At 38.1% G+C, this 22,849-nt stretch carries 22 protein-coding genes, 1 pseudogene and 1 CRISPR repeat array (1 of these 24 running past the window's edge); of the genes and pseudogenes, 18 read left to right on the top strand and 5 right to left on the bottom strand.

What is annotated here, in order from left to right; translation table 11 throughout:
- Positions 1-81 precede the first annotated feature (81 nt).
- Together V514_RS19220 and V514_RS0112425 are read left to right on the top strand one after the other, a co-directional pair.
- Entirely contained in the window at positions 82-699 is a 618-nt protein-coding gene (locus V514_RS19220; RefSeq protein ID WP_035944811.1) for a hypothetical protein, read from the top strand.
- A 509-nt stretch (positions 700-1,208) separates the two neighbouring features.
- Positions 1,209-2,231: a C40 family peptidase gene (locus V514_RS0112425; RefSeq protein WP_029500254.1), complete on the top strand. Its 1,023-nt coding sequence runs from the start codon at positions 1,209-1,211 to the stop codon at positions 2,229-2,231.
- A gap of 43 nt (positions 2,232-2,274) precedes the next feature.
- Here V514_RS0112425 and epsC read toward each other — a convergent pair whose 3' ends face one another.
- Positions 2,275-3,204: a serine O-acetyltransferase EpsC gene (gene epsC, locus V514_RS0112420; protein WP_029500253.1), complete on the bottom strand. Its 930-nt coding sequence runs from the start codon at positions 3,202-3,204 to the stop codon at positions 2,275-2,277.
- A gap of 237 nt (positions 3,205-3,441) precedes the next feature.
- Between epsC and V514_RS0112415 the strand changes: the two genes are divergently transcribed.
- Genes V514_RS0112415 through V514_RS0112400 form a run of 4 tightly spaced genes read left to right on the top strand, consistent with a single transcriptional unit; the run spans position 3,442 to position 6,356 of the window.
- Positions 3,442-4,545: a helix-turn-helix domain-containing protein gene (locus tag V514_RS0112415; RefSeq protein WP_029500252.1), complete on the top strand. Its 1,104-nt coding sequence runs from the start codon at positions 3,442-3,444 to the stop codon at positions 4,543-4,545.
- Between the two features lies 1 nt (position 4,546).
- Positions 4,547-4,738, top strand: a complete 192-nt coding sequence (locus V514_RS0112410; RefSeq protein ID WP_029500251.1) for a PLD nuclease N-terminal domain-containing protein — start codon at positions 4,547-4,549, stop codon at positions 4,736-4,738.
- Complete coding sequence (locus V514_RS0112405) at positions 4,735-5,592, top strand: ABC transporter ATP-binding protein (protein ID WP_029500250.1); 858 nt, start codon at positions 4,735-4,737, stop codon at positions 5,590-5,592. The genes V514_RS0112410 and V514_RS0112405 overlap by 4 nt, the downstream gene beginning before the upstream one ends.
- Entirely contained in the window at positions 5,589-6,356 is a 768-nt protein-coding gene (locus V514_RS0112400; RefSeq protein WP_029500249.1) for an ABC transporter permease, read from the top strand. Before V514_RS0112405 ends, V514_RS0112400 begins: the two co-directional genes overlap by 4 nt.
- Before the next feature lie 69 nt (positions 6,357-6,425).
- Here V514_RS0112400 and V514_RS0112395 read toward each other — a convergent pair whose 3' ends face one another.
- The 3 genes from V514_RS0112395 to V514_RS0112385 form a co-directional block, all read right to left on the bottom strand.
- Entirely contained in the window at positions 6,426-6,692 is a 267-nt protein-coding gene (locus tag V514_RS0112395) for a GNAT family N-acetyltransferase (RefSeq protein WP_029500248.1), read from the bottom strand.
- 254 nt (positions 6,693-6,946) lie between these two features.
- On the bottom strand, positions 6,947-7,942 hold the full coding sequence (gene bioB / locus V514_RS0112390; protein ID WP_029500247.1) for a biotin synthase BioB: 996 nt from the start codon (positions 7,940-7,942) through the stop codon (positions 6,947-6,949).
- Position 7,943: 1 nt separating this feature from the next.
- Positions 7,944-8,531: a biotin transporter BioY gene (locus V514_RS0112385; RefSeq protein WP_029500246.1), complete on the bottom strand. Its 588-nt coding sequence runs from the start codon at positions 8,529-8,531 to the stop codon at positions 7,944-7,946.
- Positions 8,532-8,860: 329 nt separating this feature from the next.
- Here V514_RS0112385 and V514_RS0112380 point away from each other — a divergent pair, with 329 nt between their 5' ends.
- The 6 genes from V514_RS0112380 to V514_RS0112355 all read left to right on the top strand — a co-directional run bounded on the left by V514_RS0112380 (position 8,861) and on the right by V514_RS0112355 (position 14,068).
- Positions 8,861-9,316, top strand: coding sequence for a hypothetical protein (locus tag V514_RS0112380; protein ID WP_029500245.1), 456 nt, complete (start codon positions 8,861-8,863; stop codon positions 9,314-9,316).
- Positions 9,317-9,457: 141 nt separating this feature from the next.
- On the top strand, positions 9,458-9,685 hold the full coding sequence (locus V514_RS0112375) for a hypothetical protein (RefSeq protein WP_029500244.1): 228 nt from the start codon (positions 9,458-9,460) through the stop codon (positions 9,683-9,685).
- Positions 9,686-9,914: 229 nt separating this feature from the next.
- The gene (locus V514_RS0112370) at positions 9,915-10,529 is read left to right on the top strand and encodes a TerD family protein (protein WP_029500243.1); all 615 of its coding nucleotides are present in this window, start codon (positions 9,915-9,917) and stop codon (positions 10,527-10,529) included.
- A 15-nt stretch (positions 10,530-10,544) separates the two neighbouring features.
- Positions 10,545-11,126, top strand: coding sequence for a TerD family protein (locus tag V514_RS0112365; RefSeq protein WP_029500242.1), 582 nt, complete (start codon positions 10,545-10,547; stop codon positions 11,124-11,126).
- 233 nt (positions 11,127-11,359) lie between these two features.
- Entirely contained in the window at positions 11,360-12,979 is a 1,620-nt protein-coding gene (locus V514_RS0112360; RefSeq protein ID WP_029500241.1) for a YceG family protein, read from the top strand.
- A gap of 12 nt (positions 12,980-12,991) precedes the next feature.
- A complete protein-coding gene (locus V514_RS0112355; protein ID WP_029500240.1) occupies positions 12,992-14,068 on the top strand; it encodes a toxic anion resistance protein in 1,077 nt (358 codons plus the stop codon).
- Positions 14,069-14,089: 21 nt separating this feature from the next.
- On the opposite strand, the gene V514_RS0112350 is transcribed toward V514_RS0112355, so the two are convergent.
- Positions 14,090-15,574 (bottom strand): primase C-terminal domain-containing protein, encoded by a 1,485-nt coding sequence (locus tag V514_RS0112350; RefSeq protein WP_029500239.1) that lies wholly within the window; start codon positions 15,572-15,574, stop codon positions 14,090-14,092.
- Between the two features lie 1,299 nt (positions 15,575-16,873).
- Here V514_RS0112350 and V514_RS0112345 point away from each other — a divergent pair.
- The 6 genes and pseudogenes from V514_RS0112345 to V514_RS20930 all read left to right on the top strand — a co-directional run bounded on the left by V514_RS0112345 (position 16,874) and on the right by V514_RS20930 (position 22,210).
- Positions 16,874-18,676 carry a helix-turn-helix domain-containing protein gene (locus V514_RS0112345; RefSeq protein WP_029500238.1) on the top strand — a complete coding sequence of 601 codons (1,803 nt, stop codon included), beginning with the start codon at positions 16,874-16,876 and terminating at the stop codon, positions 18,674-18,676.
- 149 nt (positions 18,677-18,825) lie between these two features.
- Positions 18,826-19,821 carry an LLM class flavin-dependent oxidoreductase gene (locus tag V514_RS0112340; RefSeq protein ID WP_029500237.1) on the top strand — a complete coding sequence of 332 codons (996 nt, stop codon included), beginning with the start codon at positions 18,826-18,828 and terminating at the stop codon, positions 19,819-19,821.
- A gap of 195 nt (positions 19,822-20,016) precedes the next feature.
- Positions 20,017-20,841, top strand: coding sequence for a ParA family protein (locus V514_RS0112335; RefSeq protein WP_029500236.1), 825 nt, complete (start codon positions 20,017-20,019; stop codon positions 20,839-20,841).
- Entirely contained in the window at positions 20,841-21,128 is a 288-nt protein-coding gene (locus tag V514_RS0112330) for a DUF5388 domain-containing protein (protein WP_029500235.1), read from the top strand. Before V514_RS0112335 ends, V514_RS0112330 begins: the two co-directional genes overlap by 1 nt.
- A 159-nt stretch (positions 21,129-21,287) precedes the next feature.
- Positions 21,288-21,746: pseudogene (gene tnpA, locus V514_RS20035) on the top strand (IS200/IS605 family transposase).
- 245 nt (positions 21,747-21,991) lie between these two features.
- The gene (locus V514_RS20930; RefSeq protein WP_029500234.1) at positions 21,992-22,210 is read left to right on the top strand and encodes a helix-turn-helix domain-containing protein; all 219 of its coding nucleotides are present in this window, start codon (positions 21,992-21,994) and stop codon (positions 22,208-22,210) included.
- Between the two features lie 142 nt (positions 22,211-22,352).
- A CRISPR array of direct repeats spans positions 22,353-22,849; the repeat unit is 33 nt; unit sequence ATTTCAATCCACTCACTCAATAAAGAGTGAGAC (it continues 1,159 nt past the right edge of the window).

Genomic DNA, 22,849 nt, shown 5'->3' with positions numbered 1-22,849 from the left:
AATTATAACCACTTCATAAAATTGTTATTTTTTTGATTTAGCGGGTACGGTAAACATAACGAATTAAACAGGAGGTTGCTTATGACAACGGTAAAAATTTATGAACTTCCACCGATTCATCGCCTGTTAACGATTATTGCCTGCGTACTTTTTATGCTTGAATTAGTGGTCATGTTCCTGATGCCTATTTCATGGATTACCCAACTTTTGATAGCAGTTGAAGCCGTTCCTTTTATTATCACAACTTTCCTTTATGTCACAAAAGGTTCCGTTACAGCGATTCCATCCACTGCGCTCACAAGCATTGTTTATATGGCTTTGGACAGCTATTATCAACGTTTTCAAACGGAACGCACATTATTGCGCTTACTCGTCGTACAACAAGAAGCACCACTGACAAACGACAAAATTGCCCCGCTATTACGACACTACCCCGAAATCATTTACACATATCGCCTCATGCAACTGCTTGGCAAAGATTCACTTGCGCGCAAGAAACATGTCAAAGAATTTTATAAAGATGCCTTTCAATCATGCGATGCTCAAGATTTAAAAATTTTAAATGATTTTGGAATTTCCGCAAAAATGATTATCAATTTATTAACAAATGGCCATACAAGTGTTGTTGTATATCGCACGCTCTACAAAAAAGAAATCGCCCATTGGTATAATGCACTCGAAGAAACATTAGCGCGCTAGGTGAAAAAACGAGGTCTGCACATCTATGCAGTATCTCGTTTTTTTAACGCCTTATACATTTTCCATAACAACTTGAACTACCCCCACTTAGCCGTTCTGATGAACGCACTTGAAGTGGGGATTCCTACGAACAGTGCATGCTTGTTCCTACTTGCTCGAAACAGCGGCTTCACTTCTAACAAATGTTCCATTCCTACTTTTAAGCACCACCTTCATCCCTCACCTACTCGCTCCACGCGTTGAGGAGGGTGTCTTCTGCGAAAAAATGATAAAACCATTGATGTGCATCTTGATAGGTACGTAAAAACTGACCTTCTAAAAGAGCAATGTCCTGCGCTACATCTGCAATTAAAATTTCATTAAAAATAACTTTTTTATCATATTTTAACAAAAAAAGACAAATAAAAAGCATAATACTAATAAATGTTGGGTATATAACCATCAGAACAATCCAGAATCTATTTAACCAGAAATTTAAAACTACTTAATACCTAGGAGGAACTTAATTCATGAAAAAAGAACTGATTACGACGTTTATCGCAACAGGAGCTATGACAACTTTTTTTACCACAACAGATAATGCAAGTGCCACATCAACCTACACTGTAAAAGCCGGTGATAGCCTCGCAAAAATCGCAGCAGCACATAATACAACAACTACTAAACTAAAAAAATTGAATCACCTAAATGGACTTTACATTTATGTAGGTCAAAAATTAAATGTTACAGGCTCAACAGCAACATCACATAAAACACCGAACTCCTCGAGTACATACACCGTCAGGTCAGGTGATTCATTGAGTATCATTGCTACAAAACATGGCATTTCAACACATGTATTAAAATCGCTAAACCATTTATCATCTGATGTAATTTTTGTTGGCCAAACATTGAAAATAAAAGGCAAGGCGAACTCAACAACAATCGCTGCTTCATCATCAAAAAAGCCAAGTAAAAATACCACTTCAACCTATGTTGTTAAAGCAGGTGATTCACTCGGTTTAATCGCTAGTAAAACAGGTGTTAGTATGGCTGAATTAAAACGCATCAATGGCCTTACATCAAATATGATTCATCCAAACCAAACGTTAAAACTATCTGGAAAAACGCCCCCTGTTTATGCTAGTAAACCATCACAAGTGACGAATGATGTAGAGACAGATGCCTCAAATAGTGGTGGTATCGTCGACCTTGCACTCAAGCAACAAGGCGTTCCCTATTTATGGGCAGGCTCCACACCAGACGGTTTCGATTGCTCCGGCTTCATCTATTATGTCTTTAAAAATAATGGCTACAATGTTGGTCGTACATCGGTTGCTGCTTACCGTGCACAAGCAAAATCGGTTGCCACTAACTTATTACGCGCCGGAGATCTTGTCTTTTTCCAAAACACGTATAAACAAGGCTTGTCACACGCGGGCGTTTATATTGGCAATGAGCAATTTATTCATGCAGGTTCAAGTGGTATTCAAATTTCAAGTGTCCAAGATGGTTATTGGTCGAAACATTTCCATAGCTACGGGCGCATGTAAAAAAAGGCAGGAAACGCATCGATTGCGCTTCCTGCCTTTTGTGTTAAATTTCGTATTCAATACTCATAGCTTGGCTATTACTAATATTCGGTGATGGCTGTGAATTGTAGACACGAGAATACGGTACAATCGAATGTGTCAGCCAAATATTCGAACCTAAAATCGAGTCATGGCCAATTTTCGTTTTGCCCCCTAAAATAGTTGCCCCAGCATAAATCACGACATTATCTTCAATATCTGGGTGACGTTTAATACCTTTGATTGGATTGCCATTTTCATCAAGTGGGAAGCTAAGTGCTCCTAGTGTCACACCTTGATAGATTTTCACATTATTCCCAATCGTACACGTTTCACCAATAACAACACCTGTACCGTGGTCAATAAAGAATGAATGCCCAATTGTCGCACCCGGGTGAATGTCGATACCAGTTAAATCATGCGCATGTTCTGACATAATACGCGGGATAATTTTGACATCCATTTTATACAACTCATGTGCAATACGGTGCGCGCATACAGCTTGAATAGATGGATAGCTTAATAAAATTTCTTCTAATGATACAGCTGCCGGGTCACCATTGTATGCTGCTTGAATGTCCGATTGAATCATTTTACGAATTGCCGGGAATTTATTTAATAAATCCATGACAATCTGATCGGCACACTCACGCGCATCTGTTGGACAATCTTTTTCGTTGCTATAGACTAGTACTTTTTCAACCATGTCACGTAAATCAACAGCCGCTTTACGCAAGTTGTTGCTAACAGCCATGTTCAGGCGTACTTCATCCATTTTCTTTTGGTCATAGATTCCTGGGAACAGTGCCATACGGAAGCTTTCTAACACTTTCACGATGCGGTCGCGTCCTTTAAATCCAATCGAATTTTCTGTATCGAAATGCTCGCGGTTAATTTCTGTTAATTCACGCGCAATCGACGGTACTTTATTATCTAGCCATTCATGTAATTCCATAATTCTTGGTGGCCTCCCTTAGCTATGTTACTTTTCCTATCAGAATTCTTAATCACTCTATTTTAGCGTATTTTGCGTGGACTTCCAACTAAGAAAACTTAAAAAGGGATATTTTAACTGAACATTCGGTATGTACTTAAAAAATCAACCTACAGTTGCATTTATCTACAAAATGCTACAATTACTCGCTAGTAAATTTCACGTTGAAACTATATGCTATTTGTAGGAGGTGGTGTTATGAATCTACAGTTTTCAACGATTTTTACGACTCGCCGAAAAGAGCTTAACATGACACAAGAACAAGTGGCACAGTACATCGGTGTGTCGCGGGCAGCCGTTTCAAAATGGGAGAAAGGCCAAAGTTACCCTGATATTACAATACTGCCAAAGCTTGCGACCTATTTCAATTTATCAATTGATACATTACTTGGTTATGAGCCGCAGTTGACGAACGAACGCATCATTGCGCTCTATAAAGAACTGTCAACAGCGTTTCACGAGCAGCCATTTCATGAAGCCGAAGTAGCAGTAGAAGCACTTATTCATGATTATTATTCTTGCTTTCCATTTTTATTGAAGATGGCGCAGCTCTATTTAAATTATGCGGCGCTCGCTGATAATCCCGTGACGATAGCGGTACGCATTGAGCAACTCTGTTTACGTGTCGAGCAATATAGCGATGATTTTGATTCCTTAAATGAAGCGCGCATGATTGGCAGTCTAGCGCTCCTCATGCAGCAACGCGCTAGTGACGTCCTCGAAAAAATCGGCAACCGCGTGCAAATCCAATTTAATGAAGACCAAGTAATTTCACGGGCACATCAATTACTCGGCAATATCGAGCAAGCAACAGAAATTTTGCAAGCGAGCACATATCAGCATCTCTTTCTCGTCATTTCTACATGTACCGACAGCTTATTATTAGAAGAAGCCACTCATTTTGATGAAACCATTAAACGCGTCACACAGCTCATTGACACGTGGAATATCCAAGCGTTAAATCCAAATACGAGTCTTGTGTTTTATTTAACGGCAGCAACGGGCTATATGCAGCAACAGAAGCACGATGAGGCGATTGTGATGCTAAAAGAATATGCGAAGGCATGTACTAAGTTATCATTTCCGCTTCAGCTATGTGGTGATACCTATTTTAACTTAATCAATCACTGGCTTCATTCAACGATGCAACTGGCGACTGTCACACCACGCGATGAAGCTTCTGTACGCCGCGATATTGTGTCATCCATTACACAGCACCCTGCATTTGCACCACTACATGAACGCGATGATTACAAGCTACTTGTCCAAACAATTCACCATACGTTAGAGAGGGAGTCATGACATGGATACTCTAAACTGGGCACTTATCGCCCCACTGATTGTTATTCAATTTGTACTTATGATTATGGCATTAATTGATATTAAACGCATCCACGCCACAAATGGACCAAAATGGGCATGGATTCTCGTCGTTATTATCGTCAATACAATTGGGCCGATTGTGTACTTCATTTTCGGACGTAAAAACGTATGATTGCAACTCATTTAACGAAGCAATTTGGCGCACATATCGTCGTCAATGATGTTAGTTTTACATTAGAACCACATACAGCAACTGCGCTCATTGGTCCAAATGGCGCAGGTAAGACGACGATTTTATCGATGCTCACAGGTTTATTGAAACCAACAGCGGGCACAATCACAAATAATGATGTTCAAATCGGTTTCCTTCCGCAATATCCGCAATTTTATCCGTGGATGACAGTACTAGAGTTTACAGAAATGGCCGCGCGTCTAAGTGGTTTATCAACAAAAGAAGCGCGCAGCCGAGCACATGAAGCGCTATCATTTGTTGGACTAGAGGAAGTGCTAACGAAAAAAACAGCCGCATTATCAGGTGGTATGAAGCAACGCCTCGGCATTGCACAAGCTATTGTTCATCGCCCAGCCATTTTATTATTAGATGAACCAGTCTCGGCACTCGACCCATTCGGGCGTCGCGATATGATGAGTTTATTAAAAAAATTGCAACAGACGACAACCATTTTATATTCAACACATATTTTAAATGATGCAGAAGAAATGACTGACCAAATCCTCTTTTTAAAAGATGGTGCGCTCATTGAACAAGGGACTTTACCATCGATTCGCGCGCGTTACATGGACCCTCGTTTTGCGGTGACATTTTGCGAGCAAGCAGATGCCCAAGCATTTAGTACACAACATCAAGTTGAGCTAATTGAAAAAACAGTGTTCGTGCCAATGACAAGTTATCCAACGATGCAACACTTACTCTCTTTTTTAAGTACAACATATGCACCAATTGTTAAAATTGAACAGCATACGTCCTCTCTTGAAGAGATTTTTATGAAGGTGATGAGCCTATGATAATTTTATTGAAAAAAGAATGGCTTGAAATGCTGCGCAGTTATCGTATTGTATGGCTACCACTATTGTTTATTTTGCTCGGTATTAGCGATCCGCTCACGAACTATTATATGGAAGATATTTTAGCGACTGTTGGCAATATGCCAGACGGTTTTTCTATGACGATGCCAGAACTTGCGCCAAGTGATTTACTAATCGCCTCACTCGGTCAATTTCAAATGATTGGTCTCATCGTTATCGTCGCAATCACAGCTTCGATGATTAGTCGCGAACGCCAAAACGGCACCGCAACACTCATTTATGTACGCCCTGTCTCTAATTTCTCGATTTATATGAGTAAATTGATCGCGATGGCACTGCTAACACTTGTGTGCACAATTGCCGGTTTTGGTGCATCGATGTATTACACGTATCTATTATATGGTGGCGTCTCAACGACTGCTTTTTTATTGTTGATGCTCTTTTATTGGCTATGGTTACTCATGGTAATCGCCACGACCATAACATTTAGCGCATTGTGGACAACGTCGATTGCAATGACTGTTGCAATCGTGCTGTTTCCACTTGGCATATTACTCGATTCTGTCATTGGTGCTTATTGGCATTATAGTCCATACAAATTGGCTCTATATGGCGCCTCTTGGCTAACGACACAGAGCGATTACTTATGGGGCACCTGTAGCATTGTTGTTGCATGGACGATTTTTGTTAGTCTACTTGGTATATGGGCTACTGGTTGGAAACGTAGCACAACGAAAATTTAACCGATTAAAAAATAGGAATGACGGGGTTGTGTCATTCCTATTTTCATGTCCTCATTATTCTTTTTACGATTAAATTTTCACATCATTATAAAATGCGCTATCCTCAAATTTCTTCACAACATATGGACAAATCGCCTTCATCTTGTAATCGTGGGCGCGCGCATACTCTACCGCCTTATTCAATAATTTTCCAGCGATACCTTGCCCACGCAACACTTCATCTGTATACGTTCCAGTCATTTGCATCACGTTATCCTCAACATACCATTCAATACGCGCAACACTTTTCCCTTGCTGGAATAATTCATAACCTTTTTCTGTCAATTCAAATTCCATAGTAATCACCTCATAATTACTATACCCACTTTTCGTCTAATGAAAAAAGAGGCCGGGACAAAACAGTTCATGTTCCTTTTTTAGCGTTCGCCACAAAAAACCAGAACCGCGCCACAGCACGATTCCGGTTTTTCTTATGCTCATCTGAGATAGTATTTTTACACTTATGTCCCAGCCTCTTTCTACCTTTTCACTAAACGGGGAGTTTTGTGTTAACTATATTATAAAAAGGTTTACCATAAGTGCAAATTTTTTTAACAGCTTGCTTGCTGTAATGGCGTTAAATCAATTTCAAACCCTAATTGCTCTAACATTTTTTTATCATCATCGCCAGGTTGGCCATCTGTCGTTAAATAATCACCAAGGAAAATTGAATTAGCCGGGTATAAACCGAGTGGTTGCATATGCCCTAAATTAACTTCTCGACCACCCGAAACGCGAATCTCTTTCGTCGGATTAATGAAGCGGAATAATGCTAATACTTTTAAACAGTAACGTGGGTTCAGTTCGTTTGTGCCTTCTAGTGGCGTACCGTCAATGGCATTTAAAAAGTTAACCGGAATCGAGTCTGCATCTAATGCATGCAAACTACGTGCCATATCCACCACATCTTGCTTCGTTTCCTTCATTCCAACAATGACACCTGAACATGGCGAAATTCCGGCTTCTTTTGCACGTTCAACCGTTTGTACACGATCGTCGTATGTATGTGATGTTGTAATATTCGTATGATTACGAGCAGACGTATTAATATTATGATTATAGCGATCTACTCCAGCCTCTTTTAACCGTTGTGCTTGTTCAGGCTTTAAAATTCCTAAACACGCGCAGACTGTCATTTCAGGATGGTGCTCCTTAATTTCCTTCACTGAATCTACTACAATATCAATTTCTTGATTACGCGGACCACGGCCACTTGCCACAATACAATAGGTCCCAACTTGTAGTGATGCCGCGCGATTCGCCCCATCAATAATTTCTTGTTGTTTCATCATTGGGTATTTTTCAATCGGTGCTGTTGATACAATCGATTGCGAACAGTACCCACAATTTTCTGGACATAAGCCCGATTTCGTATTAATAATCATATTCAGCTTTACTTTATTCCCATAATAATGGTAGCGGATACGATAGGCAGCATCTAATACAGCTAATAGCTCGGTATCTGGACTTTCTAAAATAGCCAATGCTTCTTCATCTGTTATCACATAACCATCGATAACTCGTTGTGCTAATTGTTGATAATTCATGTTAGTTTCCCACCTTTATAACGTGTCGTAATCGAAATGCAAATAAGCCAGCTAGTATAGCCAACACAATATCTTTCGGTAGCGGTGGCAACATCCATGCCCACGCCATCCAATAACTAAAACCTTCCGGTGCAGCAGCCCATAATTTATAGGCGGCATACAACCAATTTGTACCAAGTAAATAACTAATCATCATGGCGACAAGTCCTGCTGCAACATACATTGCTTTTGTTGAACGTACTTCAATCATTTTTCCAGCGATGTAGGCCGACAAAATAAAAACAATAATAAAGCCAAACGTAGGACTCAATAATTGACTAATGCCACCGCTAAAACGTGCAAAAACAGGTGCCCCTGCTAAGCCGACACACGCATAAACAGCTACCGCAATCGCCCCGCGTTTACTACCGAGCACAAGTCCTGCTAATATTGCAAAAAATGCTTGCAATGTAATGGGTACCCCTCCGACTACCATAAATGGCATAAATGATGTAATGTTTGCCCCTATCATCATCAATGCCGCAAACATGCCACAATACACAACATCATACGCAGTAAATCGTGCACGTACCCTTGTGTATGTCGTCATCTCTTTCCCCCCTCTCAACTATGAACGTTTTTTACTATAATCCATCCATTTATTTTAGTCAACCATTTTTAATTTTAAGTTAACTATTATGTGACATCATTCATAAACGCTCGAACAACGCAGGCGTTATCGTGCGGCCCAGCACAATTTTTTTAAATTGGAAACAGCCAAGAAACTTTATCAACAAATATTGTCATTGTAATCACTTGCGATTCTTATCAAAAATCGTTAGAATTAAATAATTGTTAACGCATTTGTCAATGTATAGTCAGTTGGATTCCAGCTGACTTTTTCTATGAATAAAAAATGACTAATGAAGGAGGGTTTGGATGGGTTCTTTAGATTTAGAAATGTACTTTGAACACCTTGTTTTAGCGAATGAGCTGAATGCTTGGCGTTTGCATGATTTAGAAGAGTTTAAGCTTTATACATGCGCAGATGATCTAGCGATTCAACGCGACCTCGCACACAATGCGGTGTTATACATGGATGAACGATTACTCATGCCCGAACAGGAAGATCTCACGCTTCTTCCTCTTTACGAGCAAGCTTACTTAGAAACACTTGAAAAGCATTGCCAAGTTTTAGCACATTATAAAACGACAGCTGACGATGGCACACCACTTTATCAAGTATCAATCGCTCTAGCGGTATCAGAAACAGAATCAATTGCAAATATTGTGAATGAAGCGACTACACTGCGTCACTTTATCCGCAACGAGATGATGTACGCATTCCGCCGCGAGCAAATTCGTCTACAAAATAGCACCAAAAAATCATGCTGAACAACACAATTCTTGGCGAATAAATACAGCAGGAATGGCGTCATTACGCGATTCCTGTTTTCATTTTCTTATGCAATAGCGTTTTAGCTATCGCATCTACATATAAACTTGTTTACATTTTTACAGAAAGAAGGGAATTCAATGCCTTATGATGGATTTGTACTTGATTTTAGTGAAACCATTCATGTGCTAAGCGCATTTCATCGCGATTTAGACGATCTACCAATTTCACCTGAGGAAAAATTTCGACTATTAAAAGAGCTTGACCGTAACCCGTATGAGCCAAATGGGGCACTCTTACAAACTACTGCACAATATGATTTTTTAGAACAAGCATTACGCGCTGCACAACATAAAAATAATCGCTAGTCTGGACTAACCTAAAAACAGTGACAATATAACAAAAGAAAGACACTTCTAAGGTATTAAAACTTTGGAAGTGTTTTTTGATGGACAAAACAACGGTATTCGATTGAATGTTCTTCATTTCTTTAACTATTTTTTAAAAAATGAAACTTTCTTGAAGCTAAGTCGTATAAGTAAGTGACTAGTATTTACGCTAGCATATTTCCATTTCATAAGGACGGTGAAGTTTTTTATGGGTATCAATCTTCAAAAAGGCCAACGCGTTGACTTAACAAAAGGTCATGCCGGTCTTAGCAAAATCCAAGTAGGACTTGGATGGGACCCTGCTGAAAATAAAAGCAGTGGCGGTTTCCTAGGGGGCTTATTTGGTGGCGGTGGCAGCAAAAGCGGCAACGTTGACTGTGATGCTTCTGTTATCATGCTAAAAGACGATCGTGTGACATCAAAAGAAGATGTTGTCTTTTTCGGAAACTTACGCAGTAAAGATGGTTCCGTTCAACACTCAGGTGACAACTTAACAGGTGTTGGCGATGGCGACGATGAAGTGGTTTCAATTGATTTACAAGCGATTCCAGCAGAGTTCAATCGCCTTGTATTCGTTGTCAACATTTATGATGCGGTCAATCGCAAACAACATTTCGGTATGATTCAAAATGCGTATATCCGCGTATATAACGCTAATAATCGTGAAGAATTAATTCGCTATAACTTAACAGATGATTATTCTGGTAGCACAACATTAGTGACAGGTGAAATTTATCGACATGGTACAGAATGGAAATTCGCTGCAATTGGCAATGGCACAACAGATGCTAACTTAAGTGCTGTTGTAGCAAGCTATCAATAAGGAGGAAAAAACATTATGGGTATTTCATTACAAAAAGGTCAAAAAGTAGATTTAACAAAAGGGAATCCTGGTTTATCAAACATCGTCGTAGGTTTAGGCTGGGATACAAACAAATATGATGGCGGTCAAGATTTCGACTTAGATTCATCTGTTTTCTTACTTAATGAAGCAAGTAAAGTAGACGATCCTGCAAACTTCGTATTCTACAACAATACAGTTGGCGGTAACGGCTCTGTTGAACACTCTGGTGATAACTTAACAGGTGTTGGTGATGGTGATGATGAAGCAGTGAAAGTAGATCTTCAAAACGTCCCTCAAAACGTAAGCCGTATTGCTTTCACAGTAACAATTCATGATGCAGATGCACGTGGTCAAAACTTTGGTATGGTATCCAATTCATTTATCCGCATTATCGATGCTGCATCAAATACAGAATTAATTCGCTACGACTTAGGCGAAGATTTCTCAATCGAAACAGCAATCGTTGTTGGCGAACTTTACCGTCATGGCACTGAATGGAAATTCAACGCTGTAGGTGCTGGTTACCAAGGTGGCTTAGCGGCACTTGCTACAGACTACGGTTTAGATATTAACTAATTTACCGCATAGGACATATTGTCTGCGCATAAACACAACGAGAAACCGCGCAATTGCGCGGTTTCTTTGTCGTTACATAGGTAGAATCTCAAAATCTCATTTTTATGACGCATCTGCACATTAGTTGGATGTGATTTCCATGATTCTCATAAAAGTGTCGTGTCTACCCAATAAAAGATTAAAGCTACCTATATGTGGTACAGTATTAGAAGCACTGAAGGGGGCCTGAACTAATGAATCAACTGACGATTACACCTCTTCCATGGAAAGACACCGATGACTGGCTACATTACTTTCTATTAGCTAGTACGGAGCGCCCTCGCTACAGTCTAACCGAGCAAAATCTCACATTTGAGCGCGTTGCTATACGAGTGCTTGGTGTTCCATTGGATGATGTCGAATACTTTAATACACTCTATGAATGGCATACAAACAGTACTGTTCACGTATTGAGTGAAGAATTAAATAAACAAATAGATAGTGCAGATTTTCAATTGCTCCAAAATATTTTACAACAGCACAAAGAGCTACCAAAAGGCTTATCCATTAATCGCCTTGTTGCGATGATGTACGGCTCACGTCTTGTGCCACAACATAGCAACCCACAACTCAATCGCCATCTACAAACAACGCTTATCCGCGTCATTGAAACATTCAGACAGCAACAAGCACAAGGGTTATTATCGAATGATTTTCGTCGTTTTCTCATCGACCTCGTCAAATGGATGAAAAATCATTGGATTGTATGGATGAAAGAGGCAACACCTGAAACGCCATTTCCAAAAGTTGTTTGGTATGGCGAGACGACGCAAAGCCAGCGTTATTTCTTATTACTACTTATGTGGTTAGGTTGCGATGTATTATTGTTTAATCCAACAGGTCAGGATGATTTTCAAGCTCTTGACCCACATAATGAGGAATCAACTATTTATCGTTACGGCGATACAGCGCCGCTGCAACCATTCCCAACGCAAACTCGTGAAGTACAAGCTACGGTGGGCTATCGCTCAACACAGCAGCTAGAACGCCTTATAGAAGACGAACAAGGTGTTTATCGCCCGTGGCAATACCAACACTATGAGCCACATAATGTCATGTTACAGCACACATATGATGATATTTTCATTTATGCGAAAGAACCTGCGATGATGCGCCCTGGCTTTAAAGCGCAAAAACCAACGGTCTATATTCCAACAATTTTTGCTAAAGTGAGCGGCATGTCACGTGACAAACAACATTATTGGGAAAAAATACACAGCCTTACGGAATTGCCAAATACATTATTAATTCAACAATTTCCGTATGCCAAAGAATCGAAAGCCAATTTCCAATTCCATTACGATAAAATTTTAGTTGGTGGTAAATTAGATGCTGACCGTATGCTCGAAACATCGTGGTGGCAATATAAAGAGCTCACACCTGAGATTCAACGCGCCATTGCACGCATTGTCATCGATTGCTGTGAAAATCCAACGGTTCAAAAGCTTCATAATGAAACCGAACGTGATTTAGCGATTACAACATTAAAACAATTATCGATGGTACCAACAGAAATTTTACGTTTTATGCAAAGCTTTGATTATGCGCAACAGCTACCAAAAATTATCGTCTTTTACGATGAATCACTTGGTCACTTCACACGTGCAGATGCCATTTTATTTAGCTTCTTAAATCGTTATGGCTTTGATATTATTTTTTATACACCAACCGGTAAGCAAGAAATCGAAAATTACTTAGAATCTCATATTTTTACGGTTCATCGCTTAGAGGACATGGTCTTTGATGTTCACTATGAAGAACCGACAAAAACACAATCATTTATACACAAAATTCGTAAACGTTTTTTTGACTAAGGAGGAATACTAATGTCTGAATTAATCCCATTACAAAAAGAAGGCTTAACAGAACAATCAGCAAATGAAACACGCTTAGCACTACGTAATGACCCCGAAGTAACATCGATTATTAAAGCAGTTGACTGGCGTGATGCAAATGATATTTTAATGCTCGGTAAAGAGCCTTCACAAGAGTTGTCACGCTTTACTGATAAGATTTTACATTCGATGACATTATCAAAACTAGATGACTCTAGCGCCCTTTTAAAACAACTTGAAAAGGTCATGAATAAGTTTGATAAAGATGAAATTTTAAAGGAACCAAGCTTCTTTGGTAAATTATTTAATCGTGCTAAAAAAAATATTGATTCTTTATTTGCAAAATACACATCACTTGGCGGTGAAATTGATAAAATCCACCAACAGTTTATTATCATAGAAGATGAATTAAAGAAAAATAATGTTGATTTAGAAGGTCTTTATCAAGAAGACATTCAATACTATTTAAATCTTGAAAAATACGCTGTAGCCGCTGAATTAAAACTAGAAGAATTACGCCAGCAAGACATTCCTCACTTAGAATCTCAAGTAGCTGAAGGTAATCAAATGGCACGCATTCAACTAGAAAATTTACGCACAGCAGAAGAAATCTTAGATCGCAAAGTAGATGACTTAGAGAAAGCACGTATGGTAGCAGTGATTGCTGCTCCTCAAATCAAAACAATACAGCGAGGCAATAATGACCTCATTGCTAAAATCAACAGTGCTTTTGTTACAACAATCCCAATTTTTAAAATGGGTATCATTAATGCAGTTAATGCTAAACGTCAAAAACTTCATGCAGATTCTATTAATGCTTTCGAAGATCGTGCCAATGAAATGCTACGAGATACAACAAAAGACATTATGAATCAAAGTGTTGATATTGCACGTAGAACAGGCACTTCAAGTATCAAAATGGATACCATTGAAGATATGTGGGATACAATTACTCATGGTATCGACGAATACAAACAAGTAAAAGACGAACAAGTTATACAGCGCCAACAAGACCGTAAACGTTTAGAAGAAATTCGTAACGAAGCGAAAGATGTCTTTGGTCGTTAATTCTTTAAAGCACAGTGATTGCTAAATGGCTGTGCTTTTTCTATGCCTAGATATAGATATGTAATGGCACTGTGGACCATTTAAGAGTATCCTTCGTTTATGTTGTAGTTCTTCTAGTAATAATGTGCGTGCAGAAGAAGCATCACATACTGTTATCGCATGAATGCACGTTGTTATAAAGGCTGCATAGATTTTTGTAGAGTGCTGTTTTTTAGCTTGATACAATGCGGTCATTTCCTCGATAAATAATGCACGTGTCGTAAAACCTGTCATTGCACCGCGTCCTTTCCCAAATGTGCGCGTTAAAATGACGTTAGAACGCTTTAACAGCTTGTTTAACGTGCTTTTTGGGATTCCTAATGCATCGCATAGTGCACGTTGTGTAGTCCATAAAAAGCCATCTTGACGTGGCTGTGTCTCGATATATGTAATAATATCTTGTTCCCATTCACATAAATGGCTACGTGTGCGATCTGCGCGTTCTTTTTTATGCTTATACCAACCTTTATAATTCACATATGGTTTTACCGATGTATAGGTTTCCGTTAGTTGCTCAATATAAAAACGTTCAGGGCCTTGGTAGCGACCACTGTAGGCAGATTTTAAAATAGCATGAAATTCGCGTGTTGATAGCGGCTGAACAAGTTGTGCGTTAAACGTAGCTAATGTGCACATAGCATCGGAAAATGAGATTTGGTCAGCATAACATGCAAGTGCAAGCGTAAACAACGTGTTATTGCGCCCTAACATGCCTTTATCGCCGTGAATATGTGGCGTTTGTAATAATGCTTTAAACCATGCTTGTTGCGTTAAAGATTGACGTTGTGTGCACTTCGACACAAAAAATGAGATTGTGTCATCTTCTTGATGCTGTGACCAATCAATGAATTGCGCGATGGCATACGTTTGTGTCAAATCTACCCACAAAACGTTTTCTGGCGATGGCATACGGAAAAAACCAAAGTCGTTGCAAAAAATATCTGCCCCAACACATTCAAGGCTACGCTTTAGTTGCGTAGCAATTTTTTTTGCCACAGTTAAACCAACCCCTTCTTTTTTCAAATGAAGCGGTTTTTCTAACATAAAATACAGTTGATAACCTCTTGGCGATGCTAGTAATAGCGTAGGAGTACCGATGCTATGATCTAAGCAAGCAAGGAAGATGTCTTGTGGCGAATAATTTTTTGTATCAATATCAATCACAAACGTATTGATTTGCATTAAATTTTGCTCTTCAAAGCCTTTCACATATTCCTTATAGCCATTTGTATAACGATATTGTAAATAAGGATTTGGCGTAAAGTGAGAATAGCGTGCTGCTTGTTCGCATAATTGCTTTTTTGACGTAATAATATCCCCTTGTACCCCATAAGCTGTTTGTAAATGTTCTTTCTTCTCAACAGCAAAAATGCCGCCTTGACGGTTAGCGCTTTGTTCTAGTTGTGGTGTTGCACGTAAGCTGTCATGAAATAGTGTGTTAATAAATTGTTCAATGTGAAATGGCATATGCACCCTCCTCTCGCTTCATTTTTTTAGTATAAGCGAAGAAAAAAGTAACTTTTTACACTATCTCATTTTTTAAAACAGCTATAAACGTTGATATAACAGCGTTTATCTATAATTGTGAACAACCTCTTACACGTCAAAGTGTGCAACATACTACCGCAAAAATGAGATTTTGAGATTTAAAAATAGTGGGTTCAATGGCCATCTGCGTTGCTATAAAACGTTTTTATACAAAAGTCTAAATTTTTATTGGGTAGATGCAACCGCAAAAAATAATTTATTGGGTAGATACCACCGCTGTTTTGTTTGTAATAAAAATACATATTTTATCGATTAACAATAAAATAAGGCCGAAATATCATAATTTATTGGGTAGATACCACCGCAAAAAAATTTTTAGGAGTGTATCCATTTTCTCGTCAAAAAAAGTGAGAGCAAAATAGCCCAAAAATCGGCATTTTCCATCGTATTATGACGTTATTTTAGAATTATTGGGTAGATGCAACACCTAAAATGAGATTCAATATGAAAAGTGAGATTTCTTGTAAAGCTAGTTATATCAATGGATTCAAGAATTGTCAGAATTTTTTATTGGGTAGATGCAGCATAGAAAATGAGATTTTAAAGCGCTTATTGGGTAGATACCACCGCAATTTATTGGGTAGATACAGTAAAAAAGTGAGATTTCATGAGATGAAACGGGTTATTGGGTAGACAGTGCATGGGAATGAAATTTTATAGAATGCTTTAAATTCAATGATTCTTTAATGATTAATTAAAATTATTGGGTACATGATGTACAAAAATGAGATTATATAGAAATTACGGTATATGTATTGGGTGCATCGTGCTGATGAATGAATAATCGTGTGTTCGATGTGCACAATAAGCTATTGGGTACATGATGTACAAAAATGAGATTATAAGATTTTATTTCGTGGATTTGTTATACTTTTAATAAATACGATTATTTATCGGGAGACGTAGCTAGTAAACATGATGCTGTGTCACAATTTAGTTAAGCAATGGCATTGTTTACGAAACATAAACTCAACGGAAATTGAGTAGAAACTATAAAATAATAAAGCGAGGTGAAACTGCTACTTCAACAATCGGCAAAAACAAAGTTGTCGAGTACACAATATACATCGAACATTAGACTAAGTTTTGAGTGAAACTCTAAAAAAAGAAGGCAACAAATAGTAGGCGTAGTTTAGATGAAGGCCTATTTCGTTATTCGAACATGGTGCTAGAAAGAAGCTAAGATGTATATGTTTTAAGTAGCAGGCTGTATCCCCTATGGATTATTCAGCAATGCTTGATAATGTCTATTTAACAAAGGATTTACAACCACTCGCAATTTGTGAAGCGGTACAACCGTTATATATCGATGAATTTGAGCATGTGGCCGAATGGACGACCGATGTCATGATGATGCAACAACAGTCAGATTATACGCCGTCGAAAAGCTTCCAAAAACTTTTAAATTTTGTGCAGCTCATTATGCTCGATAATCGTGCATTCCGTAAAATTGATTTACGTGAAAAACTAGCCGATGATGTGCAGCGCCATTTACTAGACCAAGTTATGCGCCCTGTTCTTCAAGAAGCTATCAGACCTACACCGGATAACAAGAAAAATACAGCACCTATAAAAAAAGTAACGCCACCAAAAAAAGAAGAGTCGGCACGAACTAAGCGACCACTTGATGATTTCATTATTGTTGAACATAAATCGGAAGAGCAGATGTCTTTAGAAATTCCAGATATTAATACGGAACAAATTGTCTCAACGATTAAAGACCAGGAATATTTAATTACAAATGCAAGTCATAGTTATCAAGCATTGCGCGATTTAGTGACGAAAAAAGATTTTGAAGAAAATGAAGATGGCGGCTTACAAAAGGAAATTGTTGTAGATGGTGTTAAACAAGGGACTGCTGAAATTCGCACAGATGAAGAAATTCAGCGTCTTCCAGCAGATACATTAGAAAAGCAACGTATTTGGTTTTCATTACTAGAATCGACAAATTCAGCGCTTGATGAATTGTCGGCGGATTTATTCGATTTAATTGCTTTTTCTTGGATGAAACAACCGAAAAATGATTATGGTTATATCCATTTTGATAGTGATCAAGCGTTACGTTTGAAATTTGAAGACCCCTATGAAAAATCGTTTCGTGTGCGCGAGAAAGAACGTTTCGATATTATGCAACGCGTTGCAACACTTGCGTCCGTTTGGATTGCGATGGACAATGACGATTTTATTGTTATCAATCCTGAAACAGAAGATATTGACCGTGAAAATTATGAATTTGCGGATTTTCACCCACTCTTTCAAATTGGTTCGATTGAGATGGCCTACGATAAGAAAACAAAAAAAGCGAAGGGAATTTATTCTGTGACGATTAAACCCTCGCCGCTCATCGATCGTTTGCTTATTCATAACGATCAAGCCTTTGCCTATTTAGATTACAAAGTGTTCCAATATAATTATTATAAACATCGTCAGCATAAACGTTTAGTGCGCTTCTTGAATTCGGAATGGAAAAATCAACGCAACTCAGAAGCAACTACATTCCGCGTCGGTCATTTAATCGAAATTATGGACTTTGGAAAAAATAGCGTGCACGGTGCGCGTTTGCGTGAGCGTGTTGAACGTGTGCTCGATGATTTATTAAATGATGCGGTTATTAAAGCGTGGAAGTATACTGAGCCATTTGAAGAAATCGAAACAGCCAAACGATTATGGTATTTACATGTGTGGGAAAACTTAGAGATTTCGATTACACCACCAGACCAACTTGTCGTTGAAAATAAACGAATTGCTGAATTAAAGTTAGCAACAAAAGTTATTGATGTACCACATGAACCAATTATTGAAGAAGAACAAGAGTTACCATTAATGGACCAAGTTGCGTTTATTATTGAAGAACGCGGCATTACGATTAAAGTCGCTGCAGAGGAAGCAAATATTTCATATAGTACATTACATCGCTATTTAAAAAATCCTCCGAAAAAAATATCCACGAAAAATCGCAAGCCATTAGAAGTATATTGTGAAAAATGGTATTCACTTGTGCAAATGAATCAAAATAGTTAATAAGTAAAAATGTTTACAAGTAAACTCCATTCGGATGAATGGAGTTTCTTCTATTATATAGAACATTCTTGTAAGCAGATTGATAGGAAAATGCGCATAGAATTGCTAGTATAGAAGTAATCTTGTAAAAGCAGAAAGAAGGCTATCACATGAAACTTAGTATACTCGATCAAATTCCAATTGCTAAAGGGATGACAGCGCAACAAGCATTACATAATAGTGTGGCATTAGCGAAGCAAGCAGATGATTTAGGTTATGAGCGATTTTGGCTTGCAGAGCATCATAATACGCGGACATTAGCAAGCAGTGCCCCAGAAATTACCGCGTCATTTATCGCTGGTCAAACAAAGCGCATTCATGTGGGTACAGGTGGCATTATGATGATGCATTATTCGGCATTAAAAATTGCAGAACAGTTTAATACATTGAGTGCCTTTGCACCGGGGCGTATTGATTTAGGATTGGGCAGAGCACCTGGTGGCGATTATGCAGCAACTTATGCACTTGCACAAGGCAAGCGTCCTTTTGTTGATGAACAATATAATAAATTAATGGCTATACAGCAATTAATGGCGGGAGAGCGAGCAGAAGATCAAGCTTACACAAATGTAGTGACAACACCGGCAAAAGTTCCATTAGCTAATATGTGGCTGCTTGGCTCAACTGGACAAAGTGCAGCGAAAGCAGCAGAGTATGGTGTAGGTTATTCCTTTGCACAATTTTTTAATGGGCAAGCAACGAAGGAAATTTTTGATTTATATCGCCAACGTTTTATCCCTTCTGACTTTATGGAAACGCCTCAAATTATCGTTAGCTATGCGGCGACTGTGGCAGAGACAGAAGATGAGGCAGAATATCGTGCAAAATCAATTGATATTTCACGGTTACAATTAATGCGTGGAGAGCTACAACAAGCATTAACGCCAGAAGAAGCGCAAGATTATCCGCTATCAGAAATGGATTTAGCAACGATTGCACAAAGTCGTAAACTTCATTTAGTAGGTACGAAACAGCAAGTTGCAGAACAATTGCAACGAGATCAAGAGCAGTATGGTTTTGAAGAAGCAATGATTAATTCAAACCAATCGATTTTTGAACATCGCTTGGAAAGTTATCGCCTATTGGCCGAAGAATTAATTAAATAACTACGTGAAACGGAATCGTTGTAAGGTTCCGTTTTTATTTTTCATGAGGAAGAAAGGACACGCGTAGCAATAGTTGAACGCAATGTTCCACGTGAAACATTGGTCATATTGTAATCATGTAAACATTTTTACTGTTTTATTTATTTACTAACTTCATGTATAATAAAAGCAAGGATGACATAGGGAGGGCTTTTAGTGACAAGAATTATTACGTTTGCGAATTTTAAAGGTGGCACAGGGAAAACAACAAATGCTGTGTTGTTTGCCTACACTTTAGCAAAACAAGGTTACAAAGTATTAGTTGTCGATAAAGATCCGCAAGCGAATGCGACAACATTTTTATTGAAAACATATATGGCTGAACGAGATGAAACACCTGTCGTTTCAAATTATATGCTTGATGGTGTAAAAGCTGGGGATTTAGCTTCAACAATTTTTACGATTCATAACAACCTCGATTTAATCCCAAATACGCCAACATTCCATTTGTACCCTAAATTTTTGCAAAAGAAATTTACAGGTATGACGGACCAAGCAGAACGCGAACGTATTTTTTACTTCCGCGAGTTGTTAAAGCCGATTCAGCATAATTATGATTTTATTTTAATTGATGTGCCACCGACTATTTCAGATATTACCGATGCAGCTCTTGCAGCGACGGATTATGTCGTTTTAGTACTTCAAACGCAGGAAGCTTCATTAGATGGTGCGGAAGTATTCATTAATTATTTACAAGATTTATTAGATGAAGATAAAGCGCAATTAGAAATCGTTGGTATTTTACCGGTCATTTTAAAAGCCGATTCACGTGTAGAGCAAGCAACGATGCAAAATGCTATCGCTATTTTTGGCGAAGAAAATCTATTTGAACACCATGTAAAAACAATGGAGCGTATTAAACGTTTTAATTCGGTTGGAATTACAAATGATGATATGCATGACCGACGTGTACATAATTTGTATGATGAAATTATTGATGAATTTATTAATCGTATTGTTGAAATTGAGGAGGATGAATAATGGCAAAAAAATCATTATTGCGCCATGATCGTGCATTACCCGATCATTTAAAATATAATAAAGATGAAGTAAGTGAAGAAATTAAAAGCGTCAAATCGGTACAACATAAAGCAGCAATGTTACGCGTTGATGAACAAACTAAAAATCGTATTTCCAACTTAGTAAAAGTGTGTGACTTTAAAAGTGCAAATGATTTAGTAAATGATATGATTGATTCATATATGAAATCATTAGATGAAGAACAACGTCGCGATGTAGAAGTAATGAACCGCATTTTAAATAAGTAAAAATGTAAACAAATATACATGTAAAAAGACTTTTTTATTGTGCGCACAATAGAAAAGTCTTTTTTATCATTTTTTCGCAGAAGACACCCTCCTCAACGCGTGGAGCGAGTAGGTGGGCGATGAATGCTACAAGGCATTAAGTTTTGACTGTAAATCAGCTTGATTTTAGACAGTAATAATCATTCAGTGTTCTCATTGAATTACCACTTAGTTTTAGTCGTCAAATACCGAAAAAAAGTATTTAATGATGAGAAATCAACTTACGCAAAAGCTATTTTTAAAAGAATAGGAAGCAACTACAACCTCTCTTTAATCGAATGGCACCATGATAAAGACCATGTTCACATGTTATTTAAAGCATACCCTAATACCGAACTTTCAAAATTCATCAATGCATATAAATCAGCAAGTTCGCGATTAATAAAACGAGATTTTCCAGAAATCAAACAGTAATTATGGCAAGGAATGTTTTGGTCTAAAAGCTACTGTCTTGTAACAACTGGTGGCGCGCCAATAGAAACGATTATAAATACGCGTTTGGGCATGTACAAAAACGCTCATTTAACCATGTACATTTTTGATTTCCAATGTATATTACAACTTTATATAGAGAAATGAATATGATAGCCTTTGCAGATGAGCCAGCCTTATCATAGCTGCGTTTTTGGCTCAAAAATCATATGAATAGCGGCTCTATGTCAAGTTGTAATTATGCAGTAATTTGAATAGTGATAGCCATTATGAGCATGATTGTACATACTTAGATGCGCAAAAATGTACCTAACCATGTTGACATTTATAACGATTAAAAAATACATTCAGTCTCAAGGGCATAAATAAGTAAGTAGAAAGAGGTGATTGTCATGCCACATAAAGCCTACAAATTCCGTATCTACCCCACTAAAGACCAACAAGCATTCATTCATCAAACACATGGTCATTGCCGTTTTGTGTACAACCATTTCCTTGAACGTTGGAATACTTCTTATAAGAAAGAAGGAAAAGGGTTAAATCGTTCCAGTATGTCTAAACTACTGACCAAATTTAGAAACAAGATGATACCGCGTGGTTACGCAACGTAGATCGCGTAGCCTTACAAACTTCCTGTGAACAGATTGTGGATGTGGATGCATTCGGGCGTTTTTTCAAGAAACAAAACTGTTATCCTCGTTTTAAATGAAGAGTGAGACACCAGCGGAGACATTTTCGTTAGAGGATTTAAAAATTTCAATCCACTCACTCAATAAAGAGTGAGACTATTGGGAATACTACAAAAATAAGCAGACAGATGATATTTCAATCCACTCACTCAATAAAGAGTGAGACTATTGGGAATACTACAAAAATAAGCAGACAGATGATATTTCAATCCACTCACTCAATAAAGAGTGAGACGTATATTCCTAATGTAGACAAAGAAACAATAACTATTTCAATCCACTCACTCAATAAAGAGTGAGACTCAACGCTTGAACTCGTAGAAGATGATGACAAAGATTTCAATCCACTCACTCAATAAAGAGTGAGACACTATAACAAAGACCTTATCATCGAAGCTATCAAGATTTCAATCCACTCACTCAATAAAGAGTGAGACTTTTTGAGTTCAAACGTTACACCTCTGTTAGTTATTTCAATCCACTCACTCAATAAAGAGTGAGACTGTGATAAGGAGTCCCGGGCACTTTACTAAGCGGCATTTCAATCCACTCACTCAATAA

The organism is Kurthia huakuii LAM0618 (assembly GCF_000505545.1).
Taxonomy (GTDB): Bacteria; Bacillota; Bacilli; order Bacillales_A; family Planococcaceae; genus Kurthia; species Kurthia huakuii.
Note: the sequence above shows the minus strand (reverse complement) of the source record. Positions and strands in the feature narration are given on the sequence as shown.

Excerpts from the sequence above, each read along its gene's own strand:
- V514_RS0112360 (WP_029500241.1), top strand. The coding sequence starts at position 11,360 with ATGAATCAACTGACGATTACACCTCTTCCATGGAAAGACACCGATGAC.
- bioB (WP_029500247.1), bottom strand. The coding sequence starts at position 7,942 with ATGAATTATCAACAATTAGCACAACGAGTTATCGATGGTTATGTGATA.
- V514_RS0112370 (WP_029500243.1), top strand. The coding sequence starts at position 9,915 with ATGGGTATCAATCTTCAAAAAGGCCAACGCGTTGACTTAACAAAAGGT.
- V514_RS0112330 (WP_029500235.1), top strand. The coding sequence starts at position 20,841 with ATGGCAAAAAAATCATTATTGCGCCATGATCGTGCATTACCCGATCAT.
- epsC (WP_029500253.1), bottom strand. The coding sequence starts at position 3,204 with ATGGAATTACATGAATGGCTAGATAATAAAGTACCGTCGATTGCGCGT.
- V514_RS0112355 (WP_029500240.1), top strand. The coding sequence starts at position 12,992 with ATGTCTGAATTAATCCCATTACAAAAAGAAGGCTTAACAGAACAATCA.
- V514_RS0112410 (WP_029500251.1), top strand. The coding sequence starts at position 4,547 with ATGGATACTCTAAACTGGGCACTTATCGCCCCACTGATTGTTATTCAA.
- V514_RS0112380 (WP_029500245.1), top strand. The coding sequence starts at position 8,861 with ATGGGTTCTTTAGATTTAGAAATGTACTTTGAACACCTTGTTTTAGCG.
- V514_RS0112340 (WP_029500237.1), top strand. The coding sequence starts at position 18,826 with ATGAAACTTAGTATACTCGATCAAATTCCAATTGCTAAAGGGATGACA.
- V514_RS0112425 (WP_029500254.1), top strand. The coding sequence starts at position 1,209 with ATGAAAAAAGAACTGATTACGACGTTTATCGCAACAGGAGCTATGACA.
- V514_RS20930 (WP_029500234.1), top strand. The coding sequence starts at position 21,992 with ATGCCACATAAAGCCTACAAATTCCGTATCTACCCCACTAAAGACCAA.
- V514_RS0112350 (WP_029500239.1), bottom strand. The coding sequence starts at position 15,574 with ATGCCATTTCACATTGAACAATTTATTAACACACTATTTCATGACAGC.
- V514_RS0112375 (WP_029500244.1), top strand. The coding sequence starts at position 9,458 with ATGCCTTATGATGGATTTGTACTTGATTTTAGTGAAACCATTCATGTG.
- V514_RS0112365 (WP_029500242.1), top strand. The coding sequence starts at position 10,545 with ATGGGTATTTCATTACAAAAAGGTCAAAAAGTAGATTTAACAAAAGGG.
- V514_RS0112395 (WP_029500248.1), bottom strand. The coding sequence starts at position 6,692 with ATGGAATTTGAATTGACAGAAAAAGGTTATGAATTATTCCAGCAAGGG.
- V514_RS19220 (WP_035944811.1), top strand. The coding sequence starts at position 82 with ATGACAACGGTAAAAATTTATGAACTTCCACCGATTCATCGCCTGTTA.
- V514_RS0112405 (WP_029500250.1), top strand. The coding sequence starts at position 4,735 with ATGATTGCAACTCATTTAACGAAGCAATTTGGCGCACATATCGTCGTC.
- V514_RS0112345 (WP_029500238.1), top strand. The coding sequence starts at position 16,874 with ATGGATTATTCAGCAATGCTTGATAATGTCTATTTAACAAAGGATTTA.
- V514_RS0112385 (WP_029500246.1), bottom strand. The coding sequence starts at position 8,531 with ATGACGACATACACAAGGGTACGTGCACGATTTACTGCGTATGATGTT.
- V514_RS0112415 (WP_029500252.1), top strand. The coding sequence starts at position 3,442 with ATGAATCTACAGTTTTCAACGATTTTTACGACTCGCCGAAAAGAGCTT.
- V514_RS0112400 (WP_029500249.1), top strand. The coding sequence starts at position 5,589 with ATGATAATTTTATTGAAAAAAGAATGGCTTGAAATGCTGCGCAGTTAT.